At 56.3% G+C, this 16,070-nt stretch carries 9 protein-coding genes; all 9 read right to left on the bottom strand.

Annotated features, from left to right (window positions below):
- Positions 1 to 9: 9 nt before the first annotated feature.
- The 9 genes from ACTVIM_RS03440 to aceA all read right to left on the bottom strand — a co-directional run bounded on the left by ACTVIM_RS03440 (position 10) and on the right by aceA (position 15,639).
- The gene (locus tag ACTVIM_RS03440; RefSeq protein WP_445613642.1) at positions 10 to 3,351 is read right to left on the bottom strand and encodes an AAA family ATPase; all 3,342 of its coding nucleotides are present in this window, start codon (positions 3,349 to 3,351) and stop codon (positions 10 to 12) included.
- Entirely contained in the window at positions 3,348 to 4,532 is a 1,185-nt protein-coding gene (locus tag ACTVIM_RS03435; protein WP_144973060.1) for an exonuclease SbcCD subunit D, read from the bottom strand. The genes ACTVIM_RS03440 and ACTVIM_RS03435 overlap by 4 nt, the downstream gene beginning before the upstream one ends.
- A 92-nt stretch (positions 4,533 to 4,624) precedes the next feature.
- Entirely contained in the window at positions 4,625 to 8,353 is a 3,729-nt protein-coding gene (gene addA / locus ACTVIM_RS03430) for a helicase-exonuclease AddAB subunit AddA (protein WP_445613641.1), read from the bottom strand.
- Entirely contained in the window at positions 8,350 to 11,856 is a 3,507-nt protein-coding gene (addB, locus tag ACTVIM_RS03425; protein ID WP_445613640.1) for a helicase-exonuclease AddAB subunit AddB, read from the bottom strand. Before addB ends, addA begins: the two co-directional genes overlap by 4 nt.
- 208 nt (positions 11,857 to 12,064) lie before the next feature.
- Positions 12,065 to 12,613, bottom strand: a complete 549-nt coding sequence (gene lepB / locus ACTVIM_RS03420; protein WP_445613639.1) for a signal peptidase I — start codon at positions 12,611 to 12,613, stop codon at positions 12,065 to 12,067.
- Positions 12,610 to 13,233, bottom strand: a complete 624-nt coding sequence (locus ACTVIM_RS03415; protein ID WP_445613638.1) for a TVP38/TMEM64 family protein — start codon at positions 13,231 to 13,233, stop codon at positions 12,610 to 12,612. The genes lepB and ACTVIM_RS03415 overlap by 4 nt, the downstream gene beginning before the upstream one ends.
- 79 nt (positions 13,234 to 13,312) lie before the next feature.
- Entirely contained in the window at positions 13,313 to 13,846 is a 534-nt protein-coding gene (locus ACTVIM_RS03410) for a competence protein ComK (protein WP_445613637.1), read from the bottom strand.
- A gap of 116 nt (positions 13,847 to 13,962) precedes the next feature.
- Complete coding sequence (locus ACTVIM_RS03405; RefSeq protein ID WP_445613636.1) at positions 13,963 to 14,157, bottom strand: hypothetical protein; 195 nt, start codon at positions 14,155 to 14,157, stop codon at positions 13,963 to 13,965.
- Positions 14,158 to 14,352: 195 nt separating this feature from the next.
- Positions 14,353 to 15,639 (bottom strand): isocitrate lyase, encoded by a 1,287-nt coding sequence (gene aceA, locus ACTVIM_RS03400; protein ID WP_445613635.1) that lies wholly within the window; start codon positions 15,637 to 15,639, stop codon positions 14,353 to 14,355.
- Positions 15,640 to 16,070 lie beyond the last annotated feature (431 nt).

Genomic DNA, 16,070 nt, shown 5'->3' with positions numbered 1-16,070 from the left:
CCGCAACCATTACATCACTTCCAAACATACGCGCGTGCCGCGGCCGGATGGTTCGGCTGGCTCGACAATTAGCTTGCGCGGCAGACGGTGGCGGATTTCCGGAACATGGCTGATGACGCCGACAGCCAACCGCTCGGTATGCAGCTTTTCCAAGGCGGAGATTACAGTCTCCAGCCGTTCCGGATCGAGCGTTCCAAACCCTTCGTCCAAGAAAAAGAAGCGAAGCGGGTATTCGCCGCGCAGCTGAATTTGCGCCGATAGCGCCAAGGCCAGCGACAGCGAGGTCAAAAACGTCTCTCCGCCTGAGAGCGTCGTCACCGGCCGTTTGACGCCGCCGTTGGCATCATCGCGAATGAGAAATCCGCCTTGTGAATCAAGTTCCAGTGAGTAGCGGTGCTGCGTCAGCCGCTGCAACCGCTCGGCCGCCATGATGGTCACTTGCTCCAGCTGTTCCTCCGCCATGAATTCGACAAAGCTATTGCCGCGCAACAACGATTGCAGTTGCTGATACTTGGCGATTTGCCGGTCAAGTTCCGCCCGTTTCGCCTCAAGCTCGACAAACCGGGCATGCTTGCTCCTCAGCTCCGTCACCTTTCCTCGGATGGCGCCGAGCTGTTCGGTCAACGTTTCCATTTGCGCTTTCAGCTCGGCATAGATGAGCTGCATCATTTCCCATTGTTCCGCGCTCACCTCCACCCCGCCAATCGCTGCCTCCAGCTGGGCAAGGCGATGTTGAGCCTGTTCCATTTGCCGCCAATAGCGGCGAATCGCTTCTTCCCATTCCCGGCGTTGCTCCGCCGGCACCTTGGCCGCCTTCACTTCTTCGCGATCGGTGAAAACGGTATCGGCCAGCGCCTGCCGCCAACGGGCAAGCGCTTCTTCCACCCGCTTCGCTCCCTCTTCCGCCGCATGCTTGGCGGCGTTTCTCTCGCTTTCGAATGTTTGATATTGGCGCTGGGCATGCTGCCAAGCCTCATAAGCTTGCTGTTCTTTGCTCTTTAACCGCTGCCATTCCGCTTCCACCGCTTGCAACTGCATGTGGGCTGGATTCGAACCGGTCTTTTCTTTCCACTGTTGCTCGTATTCGTTCCACAGCTGCTGCTTGGCGTCAAGCAGCGACTCAAGGCGCACCCGCTCCGTTTCGAGCCGCCGCTGCTCTTGTGCCGCCGTCTCTTTTTCCCGCTGCTTTTCTTCCAAAAACGGCACGCTATCGTCCAATCGCTTTTGCACCTCACGCCATTGTTTCTCCCGCTCGCGCAAGCGTTCGTAAACGTCATCGATTTCCTCTAATGAAAACAACGGATAGGCGCGCCGCCACTGCCCGATCAGCCGCTCGTATTCCTCTTCGAGCCGCCGTTTCTCGGCTTGCAGCGCCTCGAGATCGGCGGCCAACCACCGGCACGCGTTTTCCGCTTCGCGCCGCGCCGCCTCCGCTTCATGCCATTTCGAGAGCGCTTGGTAAACGGATTCTTTGCCGGCGATCACATCTTGTTCAAGCGCTCGCACCTCGACAGAAAGATCTGCGACCTCATCCGCAGGGGCGCTTTCCGTCAAGGCCGGCGGTGCGCCCTGGCTAGCTGCAAGCTCAGCGAGCTGTTCCAACTGCGCCCTCAGCGACAGCAGCGTCTGTCGTTTTTGATCGCACTGCCGCCATTCCTCCTCGAGATCTGGCAACCGGTTTGGTTTTCGATGAGACATCACAGCCGGATGCGGGTGCTCGCGCGACCCGCACACAGGACACGGTTCACCCGGACGGAGGCCGTCGGCAAGCAAGGCGGCCAACTCCGCCGTCCGCGCCTCCTCCGCCTGCTTTCGCTCCATCTCGATCGCTTGCTGCAACCTATGCATCCGCTTTTCTATCTCTTGTTGCCGCCAACAGACGGAGCGGTATGTGTTCTCCACGAAGCGGAACAGCTCGCGAAGCTTCATTTCCGCCGCTCTAGCTCGCTGTTCTTTCTTCGCTTTTTCCTCCTCCGCTTGACGCCAAGCGGATTCTTTTTGCCGAAGCTGGGCGTCGAGGCGGGCAATGGCCGCGGCGGCTTGCTCGATTGGCTGCTTCTCGGCATGCGCCCGCTCGACCTCGTCTTTGTCGGCCAGCGCTGCCGCCAGTCGCTTTGCCTCTTCCTTCAGCTCCTGTTGCCGCGTTAAGCCTCGCTCATACCATGCGGACGCTTCTTCGAACCGGCGTGCCGCCGCTTTCTCCTCAGCGAGCAGGCGCTCCCGTTTCTCGCGCAAGCTCACCCATTCGCGCTTGAGCGCTTCCATTTGCCGTTCGAGCTCCTCAGCCTGCCGAAGCCGCTCCGTCTCCGCCAACAGCTGCGGCTCGCGCTGCGCTTTTTCCTGCCGCGCCTGTTCATAGGCGCGCGCCGCATCCTCATAATGGGTGCGGGCTTCTTCAAGGCGCCGCCCCAACTCTTGATCGCGGCGAAATGCCTCGGCCCGCAGTCGCTCCGCCTGTTCGCACTGTTCCCAATACGGCCAAATGCGCTCCGCTTGTTCGGCGCGCTCTTTTTTCTCTTCCAACTCGCGAATCCCGGCCTCGCGCCGTTTCCATTCGGAGAGCTCCCGTTCCACCGCTTCTTTTTCCTGTTGCCACGCCCATAGAAGTCTTGTTCGTTCAACCTCCGCTTCCACCTGGGCCAGCTCTTTTTTCCGCTTGGCAAACAGCGCCACCAGCTCGCGCTCTTTTGCTTCCGCCTGTTCGAGCGCCGCCTTGGAGGCGTCGCCAAGCCCCGCCTGTTCCGCCTCGATCTTTTCCCGCTCTTGTTCGGCAGCCGCAAGCCGCGTCTTCAACTTTTGGTTCAACCGATCCCCATATCGCTCAAGGTGAAACAAACGCTGCAGCATTTGCCGCCGCTCCACTCCTTTGAGCGACAAAAATTCGGCGAACTTCCCTTGCGGCAAAACGACCGCCCGCGTAAAATCATCCATTGTCAACCCAAGCAATCGTTCAATTTCTCGATCGACATCGGACAGTTTGTCAGCGAGGACGATCGGCTCGGCTTGATGTTCGATCAGTCGGCAAACAGCGCTGCGCGCCCGCCACTCGTCCACTTTTTTCAAGCTCCGCTCCACCGTATACCGCCTAGTCCCGTTGGCATTTTCCAGCTCGAAGGTAAATGAGACAAACAGCTCCTGCTCGGCATGGTTGATAATGGCCTGTGTGCGGTTGGCCGCTCGCTCAACACTGCCAAACAAGGCGAGCGTCATGGCATCCAAAATCGTGGACTTGCCGCTGCCGGTCGGCCCAAAAATACCGAATACCCCGCCCGCACACAGCGCGGTGAAATCAATCGTCTGTTTTTCACGAAAGCTATGAAGCCCAGCGATCGTCAGCGAGATCGGCTTCATTCCCCTTCACCTTCCTCTTCTTCTTCCACCGCCAGCTCCAAAAATAAGCGGACCAACTCGTCATCAGGAGAGTGCCCACCGGTTTGCCGTTCATAGAAGCGGCGAAACATTTCGGCGAGGGACAGCGGTTCACGGCTGACCGCGGACGCTTCGTTTTCGCGCGGCTCGTCTCGCAGTACCGGACGGATGTAGATCAATCCCGGGTGGAGCTTGCGCAGCCGCTGAATATCTTCCATCGTCAACGGTTCCGTCACATAAAGCTCGAGATCGATCCACCCCGATCGGTCCCGCCCTTCTTCGCACCACCGGTACACTTGGGCCAGACCTTCTTTCGCCTGCCAGCGAACGAGCGGTTTTCCAGCAGACAAGGGAATTTCCGAGACATTGGCTTGGCCGCCCGGCTGGACATCCACAATCGTGACCGATTTCGCATGCCCTGCCTCGGAAAAGCTGTAAGCAAGCGGCGAGCCGGCGTAACGCGCCGACGTTCTCGCCCGCCTGACGTCCTGCGGCCGGTGGAGATGGCCAAGCGCTACGTACTGCGCAGAAGCCGGCAAGCTCTCCGCGGCCACCGTATAGGCGCCGCCGACTTCAATCGGCCGTTCCGAATCGGACGCATGGCCGCCGGCGACATAAAGATGGCTCATGGCGACATTGACCGTTTCAGCGGTGAACGAAGCGGCCATGGCTTCGAACAAGGCGCGGACGCGGTCGTCGTACCGATCGCGCAGCGCCGTTTCGTCATGCTCCGTCGACAGCAGCTCAGCGAGGCGCGATTCGGACGGATACGGCAGAGGGGCAAGCACCATCGTTTCGCCGCAAGATGGAACGTCGATTCGGCAAACCGAAGCCTGCGGCCGTCCAAATAGGAAAATACGATGCTCTAAAAGAAGCGAACAAGCGGCGCTAATGCGCTCCGGGTGATCGTGATTGCCGCTGATGACCGCGATCGGCCGGCGGCCTTTATCCGACAGCCGGGCCAAGCTTTCATAAAACAGCTGCTCGGCGGCTGCCGGCGGGTTGACGGAGTCAAACACGTCCCCCGCCATCAACACCACATCAATTCGTTCGGCTGAAACGAGTTCCACAAGCTCATCAACGAACGCTTCTTGTTCGGCGAGCCGACTCCGCCCTTCAAGCGTTCGCCCGAAATGCCAATCCGCCGTATGCAAAATGCGCATCTTTCTCTCTCCCCCTTGGCTATGGCTTTTGGCCCGATCGGCGCCACATTTTCTTTCTATCGCCGCGCTCTTTTCCCGGGTCGTTTCCGCCGTTAGTCAACAGCAATCGCACACCCACCGGAAAATGAATACAAATAGCATTCCGAAACCGGCACCCGCCAGATTTGCTCAATGGCCCGACGATACAAGCGCATCTGCTCCCCGTAACGCCCGAGCAGAAATCGAGCCGCTTCTTCCAGTTGTCCGCCAAAGCGGTCCACCACTTCGTCGGTCTTATAATCGAGCATCACATAACCGCGTTCATCCGCAAACACGCAGTCGATCACCCCTTGCACAAGCACACGGCGGTCGCCCTCCATCCCTAGGTCCCCATAAAGCTCAGCCGCCGGAATTCCCAAACTGAACGGCACTTCGCGGTGCACTTCGCGCGCTTCACGAAGGCGTCGGCCGATATCGGTGGCGAAAAAGGACAAGATCGCTTCGCTGTCCACCGCTTCCGCTTGTTCGGCGGCCAGCAGCTCGTTTTCCACGAGGCGGGCAATCTGGCTGCGGATCGCTCGCTCATCAAGCGGAGCGCGCCAATCGAGATGTCGCATCACGACATGAAGCGCCGTCCCTTTTTCAGCGGGCGTTAATGTTTTGGCCTGCATGAAGCGCGGACGGGAAAACACCGGCGCCGTCCCTTGGCGCGGCCGCCATTCGTCCGCCTGCTCGCCAAACAGCGCGCGCTGTTCTTTGAGCTCAGATACGGATTGTTTGGCGCGCACCGCTGTTTCTTTTTCATAAGGATACGTCCACATGAAGCGCCGCTTCGCCTCTCCCTCCCACTCCTCGCCGGCTGGAACGGGAAGTCCTTCCTTTAGAGCCGTCAATAGGTGAAGCTCTGTCTCATCCGCTGTCGCTTCGCTGCCGTGAAGCTCGGCGGCCGGCACGATCACGATGCGCCAGACAGACGGGTGGGAAGCGATCTCCGCAGGCGCCGGTTCTCCCACAAGCTCGCAGCCGGCACGGTGGCGGATGAGGGCGCGCCCGATCCAGTCCAAATACGAGCGAGCCGATGCCCGCATGTCGTCAGGAAGAAGCCAGCCGTCTTCCGCCATCGCCCCTCTCCACTTTTTCAGCTCCTTGTCCGCGTCAGGAACGGAAGCGATGAAATACAGCTTTTCTTTCGCCCGCGTCAGCGCGACGTATAAAATGCGCATCTCCTCCGCCAGCAGCTCGAGCCGCTTTTTTTGCTGAATGGCCATAAACGGCAACGTCGGGTAGCTGATGCGCAGCCGCGGATGGACATAGCGGGCGGCAAAACCAAGCTCTTTGTCGAGCAAATACGGATGATGCAAATCGCGCGTATAAAACGGCCGCGCGAGCCCGGCCAAAAAGACAACCGGAAACTCGAGCCCTTTGCTGCTGTGGATCGTCATGATCCGCACAACATCTTCCTGCTCGCCGAGCGGCCGGGCGGAGCCGAGATCGTCACCGCGCTCTTGCAGCCGTTCGATGAAGCGAAGAAAGCGAAACAGCCCGCGAAACGACGCCGATTCATACTGGCGAGCGCGATCATACAAGGCGCGCAAGTTGGCTTGGCGCTGTTTTCCACCCGGCAGCGCGCCGACAAAATCGTAATACTGCGTATCGCGGTACAGCTGCCAAATGAGGTCGGCCAATGAACGGCGGCGCGCCATCGTGCGCCAGCTTGCCAGCCGCTCGAGAAAAACCGCCGCCTTCCGCTTCGCTTGTTCCTCCTCATCCGTCTCGGCCGGCTTGTTTTGGAAAGACTGCAGCGCTTCATAAAACGTGCCTTTCGGAGCGGCCAAGCGGATCATCGCCAGCTCGTTTTCGTCAAAACGAAACAGCGGTGAACGGAGCACAGCCGCCAGCGGAATATCTTGATCCGGATTATCGATGACCCGTAACAGCGACAGCATGGTGGATACTTCCGTCGCCTGAAAATAGCCGGCAGACAGGTCAGCCGCCGCGGGAATGCCTTGCGCCTGCAACTGCTCGATCATCGGCGACGCATTGGTCATCGAGCGGACAAGAATGACGATATCGCGGTACATCACGCGCCGCGGTGCACCGGTAGAACGGTCGTACACCCAAAACGGCCGGGCAATGAGCTCTTTCACCTTTTTGGCGATCCAGCGCGCTTCCAGCTCGGCGGCCGCCAATTCAGCCGCTTCCTCTTCTTCCTCTTCCTCGGTCCGCTGCCGATTGATGATCACGACTTCCGGGACGGCATCGCTCCCGTCGGGGTAATCGGCGCCGTATTTCAGGCGCGCGGCTTCATCATAAACGAGTTCCCCAACGGCTTCGCCCATGATTTGTGAAAAAAGAAAATTCGTTCCGTCCAATACTTCCCGGCGGCTGCGGAAGTTGCTCGCTAGATCGATTTTCATGCCCCCACCTTCTCCGTCCGCCGTAAACCGTTTATATTTATCCAAAAACAGCAGCGGTTCGGCCAGCCGAAATCGATAGATCGACTGTTTGACATCGCCGACCATAAACAAGTTGCCCGTCCGCTCGCTTCCTTTCTTGACCAATTGCAAAATAGCTTCTTGGACAAGGTTCGTATCTTGATATTCGTCGACAAGCACCTCATCAAACTGAGCTTGGTACTCGAGGGCGGCGGCGGTGGGCTGCCATTCGCCCGTCTCTGGATGGCGGTGCCGCAGAACGCGCAAGCAATAATGCTCCAAATCGGAGAAATCTACGACCCCTTTTTCCCGTTTGGCTTCCTGAAACCTAGCGGCAAAACGGCGAACGAGCGCGGCGATCGTTTCCACGATCGGTTTCATTTCCTGCATGTGGCGGAGCCAAGCGGACGGAGGAAGCGAAAATACATGGTCGCGCAGCGCTTCGATTTTCTTTTTCGCCTGCTCGCGCAACGCCTTCACTTCATCGATCAGGTGCGCTTCGTATCGTTTGCTGCTGCACGACGGCAAGCGTCCGAACGACAAGGATTGCAACGCCTCGTGCAGCTTGTCCCACGGTCCGGCGACCCTCATTTGCAGCCCGGAAACGAGCGCGGCGTCTTCGCGCAACCGTGCCGCGTACGGCTCGGGACCGCCCGGTGCTTCCGCCAGCTCCAGCGCCTTTCGGATCAACCGCAAAGCCGCCGTCAGCTCCATTTCTGCATGCTGAGCGAGATAGCGTGCCGGCGCCAACGTTCTCACGTCCGCTTCGGCATCGACATCATACATCGACGCCAAGCCGGCAAGCCATTCGTCCGGCTCAGGATGAGAGCGAGAAAACTCATAAAGCGAGAAAATCATTTCCTGTAGCTCTGCATCGCTCCGATCGCCCGTATACGCATCGACGACCGTCAAAAAGCGATCATTGTCCGCCTTTCCATATTCTTCTTCAAGCAGGTCTTCAAGGACATCTTCCTTGAGCAGCTCGATCTCCGTTTCATCGGCGATGCGAAACGACGGGTCTAAATCAAGCAAATAGTAATATTTGCGAATGACATCCAAACAAAATGAATGAAGCGTCGAAATCGAAGCGCGGGGAAGCAGGCTGAGCTGGCGCCGCAAGTGGAGAGAATGCGGGCGTTTCGCCAGCTCCCGTTCGAGCGCTTCGCCGATCCTTGCCTTCATCTCAGCCGCAGCGGCATTGGTAAACGTGACGACAAGCAGGCGGTCGATATCCACCGCTCCTTCTTCCGCCGTCACTTTTTGAATGATCCGTTCGACAAGAACCGCCGTTTTGCCAGAACCGGCCGCCGCGGCAACGAGAAGATCGCGGCCGCCGGCGGTGATCGCCTTCCATTGTTCTTCCGTCCATCGGCTTCCGGCCGGCTTCGGGCGAATCGCCATGTTCATCGCTCGTCCTCTCCTTCCGCTACTTTTTCCAAGACCGCTTCTTTCGTCTGCGGAACGAGTTTTCGATATTCATTGCCCGGAAGCGCCTCGTCAAACTGGCACACCGGCTTGAACGGGCAAAACTCGCACGCCGTTTTCTCTTTCAGCTTATATGGAGCAATCGATACAACGCCATCGGCGATTTGCCCGCCGATCTCGACAAACAAGCGGCGGATATGGCGACGAAGCGCCGTAAAATCGGATTCACTCGCCACCGATGAGCGCGAATGGATCGATCCGCTTTTGGTGATTTGTGCGGGTACGATCAGCGACCATTGCCCGTCTTCAAGCTTGCTGTCCATCAGCCGGATCGCTTCCACGTCCGCGAGCAGCAGCCCACGCATCCGAAACGGTTCAAGCAACTTTTGCGCCAGCTTCACTTCGTCATCGACCCACTGTTTCGCTTGAACGATCGGATTGTGAATATGGAAATAAAGCACTCCCGCCGGAAGCGCCGGCTTTCCGACCAATTGTTCGGCATACGTCAATACAATGTCCAAATACGTGAACATTTGCAGCGCCAGCCCATAGTATACTTCCGCTATATCAAGCGCTTTGGCACTCGATTTGTAATCGATGATGCGAAGCAGCACCCCTTGGCCGCTTTCCGCTTTGTCAATGCGGTCGATCCGCCCGACGAGCTCCATCGTCGTTCCGTCGCGGAGCCGAAAGCGAAGCGGTGGCAAGTCGCCGCCCGGTCCAAACGACAGCTCCATCCCAACCGGAACGAAGCCGCTCGCCCGCGCGTGCTCGCTTAGCACGTACGCCGTGCGGGCGACCACGTTTTGCAGTTTCCGTTTCATATATTGATAGCGAGATGAGCTTGCTAGCACTTGCCGCTGAATGAGCGGGGCAATCCGCTCAACAGCCTCGGCCGACAGCCGCTCGCATTCCAGCTTTGATAGTTTGCTCCATTCGACATGCCGTTCACGGAGCTGGTCGGCGATTTGCTTGATGGCAGCGTGAAACAACTGCCCGACATCGGGAGCCTCAAGCCGAAAAACATGGCGCTCTTTCAAACGCAGCCCGTGCGAGGCAAAGTGAGCGTACGGGCATTTTTGAAACTGTTCCATGCGCGAGACGCTCGCTTGAATCTTTGTTCCGTACAGCCGCTCGCTCCACCGTTTTTTCAGCGGCGCCGCTTTGTTCGTATAAAAGAGAGCGGAAACGGCATGCTGCACGTCTTTGCGCCACTCCGGATGGCGGACGAGCGCGTTATACACTCCCCACCACAACGGATCGATGCGATAATTCCGCTTCCACACCCGCAGTTGGCTGACCAAATACGTTTGCGTCGCCCTCCGGACGGTGACGAAGGCTTCCGCCGCCTCCTTGGGAACATCGAACGGGTCGTTGCTGCATAACTTCACCGGCGCCAGCGGGAACAAATTCTTCAATTGTTGAATGAGCGGGGACGGCATCAGCGCCTTTCCTTCGCCGTCAGCGAGCGGATAGGCGACGTACAGACGGCGGCGCGGAGCCACGAGCGCCAAGTAGACGAAAAACGGATCATAAAACAGCTGCTCCCGACTTCCGGGGGCTAGCGACACGCCGAGCGCGCGCAATTGTTCGCGCTCGATCTCGGCCATCAGCCCTTCTTCCTTCACTTTGGCCGGAATGACGCCCTCGTTGACGCCAATGACAAACGCGTACTTGATGTCAAACAGCCGCGAACGATCCAGTTGGGCGATAATCACTTGATCGAGCGCCGGCGGAACGAGCGAGAATTCGAGGCGATCGAGCCCGGCTTCAATGATTTTGGCAAACTCGGCGAGCGGAAGAGACTCGGTTCCAAGCATTTCCACATATTGATCGAGCAAGTCAACGACCGCGTTCCACGCTTGTTCGTGCTGACGCGCCTCGATTAAGCGCCCGGTCGCTTCGGCTTCGGCGCTCATTTTCTCGAGTTTTTTTGGAATCTGCAATTCTTCGAGAAAGAGATATAACGCCGTGCAAAGCCCGCGTCCATCCGCAGCCCGGCGCAAGCGGCGGTCAAGCCGGCGAAGCGGGGCGGTCAACACCTCGCGCCACCGGTTCAACTCATCTTCAAACTGCCGCTCTTCGTCAGTCTGCGGCACATTCAACCCGTCAAGCGCTTGATAGCGGCGGTACGTCCAACGTTCGCCGCTCGTCCACTGATCCCCTTTCACTCCATGGGCAAGCACGTAATTTTCCAGCTTGTCCGCCGCCTCGCGCCACAAGGCCGCATCTTCGTCAGCCGGAAAAAGCAAATCGGTTTTCACCGCCCGAAACACCGCCTCGTAGCGCCAGCGCGTCACGACGGTTTCGAGAGCGGCGCGTACGAGCTCAATGAGCGGATGGTAGTGCATCGGCTCTTTCTCGTCCATGAAGGACGGGATGCCAAAGTCAAAAAATACCGTTTTGACCACATCGCGATATGATTCAAGATCGCGAATGATCAAGGCAATGTCGCGATAGCGCGCTCCCTCATCGCGGACGAGGCGAATGATTTCGCGGGCAACCGCCTCCACTTCCGCCCGCCGGTTGGCTGCTTCGTAAATGCAAACCGCATCGGTCTTTTCCTCATACGGAATCAACGGACGATGGTGAAATTGCCTTTCCAAATGGGCAAGCGCGCTGCTTTCATGCCGGCGGTTTTCCGTAAGCACGACCGGCTCTTCGATCAATACGCCGCTGCTGAGCGCGAGTGCGCGCAGCTGTTGATACGTTTGCGCCGGCAAATAAAACAGATCGAGCGCATCCGGCACGCCATCGTCATATGGCCGGTCAATGGTCAAAGAAACGGTGACGCGTCGGCAATGGCGGAGAAGCTGTTCGATGACCGCGTATTCCTGCGGCGCAAAATGATGGAATCCGTCGATATAAATCTCAGCGTCACGCAAATAAACGGAGTGCGGAATTTGTTCAGCGAGCAAGCGCAAATAATCTTCGGAATCGAGATAATGGCCGCTCAGGCTTCGTTCGAGCTCGCCATAGACGAGCGCGACATCGCTTAGTTTGTCGGCGAGCAGCCGCCGTCCCGGTTGATTCGACTCGGCCGTAAGCGCCTCGGCGTGGCGGCGGAGCTCCCCCGGCGTCAGGCAATATCGTTTGCATTCGGCGATCATGTCGTGCAGCTGCTCAATAAACCCTTGTTTGTCCGCCGCGCGTCCGAACAGTCTAAGCTCCTGCCGGCGCTGTTCAATAATGTTGCGGATCATCATTTGCACGCCAACATCATGCACGTGATAGCGGTTCATGCCGCCGGTTTCTTGCAGCACGCGCCAAGCGAGGCGCGTGAAACTGAACACTTGGGCACGGATCATCCCGTCCGTCCCTTCTGTATGTATTAGAGCGTATTCGCATTGAAACGTCATTTGTTCCGGAACGAGGTAAACGATCGTTCGTCCTTGCGGGCTTTCTTTCAGCATGGTTTGTATTTCGCCCAGACAGGCGGCCGTTTTCCCGCTCCCCGACCGCCCGAGCAAAAACCGAAGCGACATGGCTCTTACCACCATCCGTTTCCTTTATTTTCTTTATTTTAGCACATACGTTCGCTTTTGGAAAGAAAAAAAGCGCAGCCTCGTCCAGCGTGACATACTCCCGCCAGCTACGCTGACACTTTTTTGGGGCCTTTCTTTTTAAGATGGAACCGAAATTCATCTCCCTTTCATTACTGTTTCGAAGTGGGAGACGTCTTCCGGTGGTTCGTTAAAACTGGAACGCGAACTCGTGCAGCGGCCAATAGCGAAGATCGACTTTGCCGACGATTCGGCTGATTTTCACGAAGCCGAAATGCCGACTGTCCCAACTGCCCAAACGATTATCACCAAGGACAAACACACAGCCAGGCGGCACCCTCGTTTTTCCTGTCACTTCCTCAAGTGTAAAATCACCGGTCAGCTTGCCCCCAGCTAATCTTTGCTTATACGGGCGCAAATACGGCTCATCCATCCGTTTCCCATTGACATACAACACATCGTTTTTATACTCAATCCGGTCGCCCGGCAAGCCAATGACGCGCTTGACATAGTCTTCGTTTCTCGTGGCGTGAAAGACGATTACATCAAACCGATGAATCGGACCGATGTCATAAGACAGCTTGTTGACAACGAGCCAATTGCCGTTTTCTAACGTTGGCATCATCGATTTTCCTTCAACGATATAAGGACTGAACACAAACAAACGGAGCGCAACCGCAAGGCAGACGGCTGTCATCCACAGCCACCGGTGCCCTTGTTTCTCTTTCCGTTCTGTCACTCTCCGTCCCCCTCGCTTTCGCGTTTTTCCGTCAGTGAAAACCTCGCTTCGACCCGCTTTCCGGCATACCAAAGAAGGAAAACGGCTGCGGTGATCATCGCCGTCCGCAGCGGCTGGTGGACGAGCGCCACCAAGTCGTAGCCGATGAAACTGATCGTAAACACCATGATCATCTTTCCGAGGAGCACAGCCAGTATAAACTGCTGCCGACTGATGCGCGACAGCCCGGCGACAATGTTGACAAGCGCCGACGGAGTGAACGGAAAACAATACAGCAAAAACAGCGGCCCGAATCCGTGCCGTTCAATCCAATGCATAAATTGGCGCACCTTCGGATGACGGCGGACGAAATGAAAAAAGCGCTTCTGCCCCACTTTCCGCGTCAGCCAAAAAACGAGGAGCGACCCAAGCGAGGCGCCGAACCAAGAAATGAAAAATCCTTTCCACAACCCAAACGCCGCTGCATTGGCCATGACAAAAACAACCATCGGCAAAATCGGAAAAAATGATTCCAAAAGCGTCACCGCGATGCCGGGAAGCACGCCGAAGGAGCGATACTGTTCAAGCAAAGCAAGAATGTGATCGAGTGTGAACCATTGTTTGACGGTTTCCATGTCCATGTATCTTTCCCCATTCACATGCTGTTTATATGTCTATTTTACACCCCTAGGCGCCCAATTGGAACTCACCTTTGCAAAATTACGTCTGTTTTTCCTGCTGCATGCGGAATATGTACTGGAGCTTGCGTTCTCGCGCTTCCATCCGTTCGGATAACTTCGTCCGCAGTTGGGCGGTCCGGTACAATTGATTGATAAACGACTTGCAGGAAACATCGAGGGAGACACTTTTTCCGTTGCGGAAATACACGATGGTCTGTTCATATTTGGCAGGCTCGTATCGATAAACGTGCATGTGCGAAAGCCAAACGCAGCGGAAATCTCGTGGAGAAGCGGTTGGAAATACGTAAATTTCATTGGACGGTTCGATGGCGATCGGCGCCTTATGGGTGATGCCGATAATGGCCTTAGTTCCCTCTTTCCTCCCCCGGTAGCTACTCCCATAATAATCACAACTCTGTTTGACGATATCGGTCGGCGTTTTTTTCACAATGTACTCGCCATCTTCCTCGATGACTTTCGCATACACGTCGCTGTTCAAAAAGTAGGGGAGAATCGCCATCGTATATCGACTGACGATGAACTGTTCAAGGACAATGAACTCGTTAATCTTCATCGATCCATCTCCTTTCCTATTCGCTCGCTATTTTCTATCATAACACAAGTAGTTATATTTTTCTATATTTTGAAAAAGTTAATGAAAAAAACCCATGACGCTGGTCATGGGTCGGTTTAGGCGTTCTCAAACGTTTGACCGATTTCTTTCATCGCCAAATATTCATTCGCTTGTTCCAGCGCCGTATGTTCGCCGACAGAGTCGCCCGCGTACATTTCCTCATTCATTCCCCATTGTTCAAAATGGAGATCGGTGCTGACGCGGAATTCCGCCGGCATTACCTCCGGCAGCTCGCTTTTGTCCTTTTTCATCGCATCGCCTCCTGCCTATATAGCATGCGCCGTCTTTTTCCTTTTATGCGCTACACTTGCAGCCAAACCCAAAAAAATGAGGTTGTCCCGAAGGATCAGGACAACCTCTTTCGCAGTGATCGGCGCATCGGCTTTGTGTTTTATGCGATATGCGATGCTATCTTGAAGGCAGACAACCGTTTCGGTCAGTTTCGTTCAAGCCTTTGTAAACTGTTCTTCCTCGGTCGATCCTTTCAACGCGACGGTCGACGACTGGCCGCCGGAGATGACTTGGGCGACTTCATCGAAATAGCCGGTGCCGACTTCGCGTTGGTGGCGCGTAGCCGTATACCCGTACTTCTCAGCGGCAAACTCGGCTTGCTGCAGCTCAGCGTACGCCGCCATGCCGCGCTCCTTGTAACCGCGCGCCAGTTCGAACATGCTATAGTTGAGGGCATGGAACCCGGCCAAAGTGACGAACTGGAATTTGTATCCCATTTTCCCAAGCTCTTGCTGGAACTTCGCAATCGTTTCATCATCCAGCTTTTTCTTCCAGTTGAATGATGGCGAGCAGTTGTACGCCAACAGCTTGCCCGGGAACTTCTCGTGAATGGCTTCGGCAAACTGCCGTGCTTCCTCCAAGTTCGGTTCGCTCGTTTCGCACCAAATGAGATCCGCATACGGCGCATAGGCCAAACCGCGGGCGATGGCCTGATCGAGACCAGCTCTCGTGCGGTAAAACCCTTCCGGTGTCCGCTCGCCGGTAATAAATTCTTGATCGCGCGGGTCGATGTCGCTTGTGATCAAATCGGCGGCATTGGCATCGGTGCGGGCGATCAGCACCGTCGGGACACCCATGACGTCAGCGGCAAGCCGCGCCGCAATCAAGTTGCGCACCGCCGTTTGCGTCGGCAACAGCACTTTGCCCCCTAAATGGCCGCATTTTTTCTCCGATGACAACTGATCCTCAAAGTGGACGCCAGCCGCTCCCGCCTCAATCATCGCTTTCATGAGCTCAAACACGTTCAGCTGGCCGCCGAACCCAGCCTCGGCATCGGCAACGATCGGCACGAAATAATCGATATCGCCGCTGCCTTCCAAATATTGAATTTGATCTGCGCGCTGCAATGCTTGGTTAATGCGTTTCACAACGTGCGGAACGCTGTTGGACGGATACAAGCTTTGGTCCGGATACATATGCCCGGCGAGGTTGGCATCGGCCGCCACCTGCCAGCCGCTTAAGTAAATGGCTTTCAGCCCCGCTTTCACCTGTTGCACCGCTTGATTGCCGGTCAGTGCGCCGAGCGCATGAACGTAATCTTCCGTATTTAACAGCTGCCATAACTTCTCAGCTCCGCGCCGAGCGAGCGTATGCTCAATATCAAGCGAGCCGCGCAACTTAATGACATCTTCCGCGCTGTACGGACGGACAATTCCTTTCCAGCGCTCCTCGTTTTTCCAGCTTTCCTCCAATTGACGAACACGTTCAGCAAATGACGCCATTTTCCTTTCCCCCATTCTTTGTTATAATACATATATTTATTTACAACATTATTATATAACAGAGCTAGAAAAATGCAATCCTTTTTGCAAAATTTTTTTCATTAGGAAAATAGCCGAACAATGTTCATAAACATGGTGTTTTTGTCGCTCCTCGTTTTGGTATGATCGATCAGGTAGCGTCAAAAGTTCTATGAAAACTCCACACAGACCATCCCATTGAGCATCGTGGGGCATGCAGAGAGCCGGATTCGCCCTTGACCAACACCCGCCAAAGGTGCGGAAGAGTCGTCAAGGGCGACGGGGACAAAAAAGAAGGCAATAGGAAAGCCGCCCTTGCCTTTACCGAATTTTACCTTTGGCGGTGTTCGGTTGGTCAAGGGTTCGCTTCGCCGAATCCGGCAGGAGTTCTGTTCAACGGGCTCTGGAGGACA

This window comes from Geobacillus sp. YF-1, from assembly GCF_052692335.1.
The sequence above is the reverse complement of the archived record's forward strand: the minus strand, read 5'-3'. Positions and strand labels throughout refer to the sequence as shown.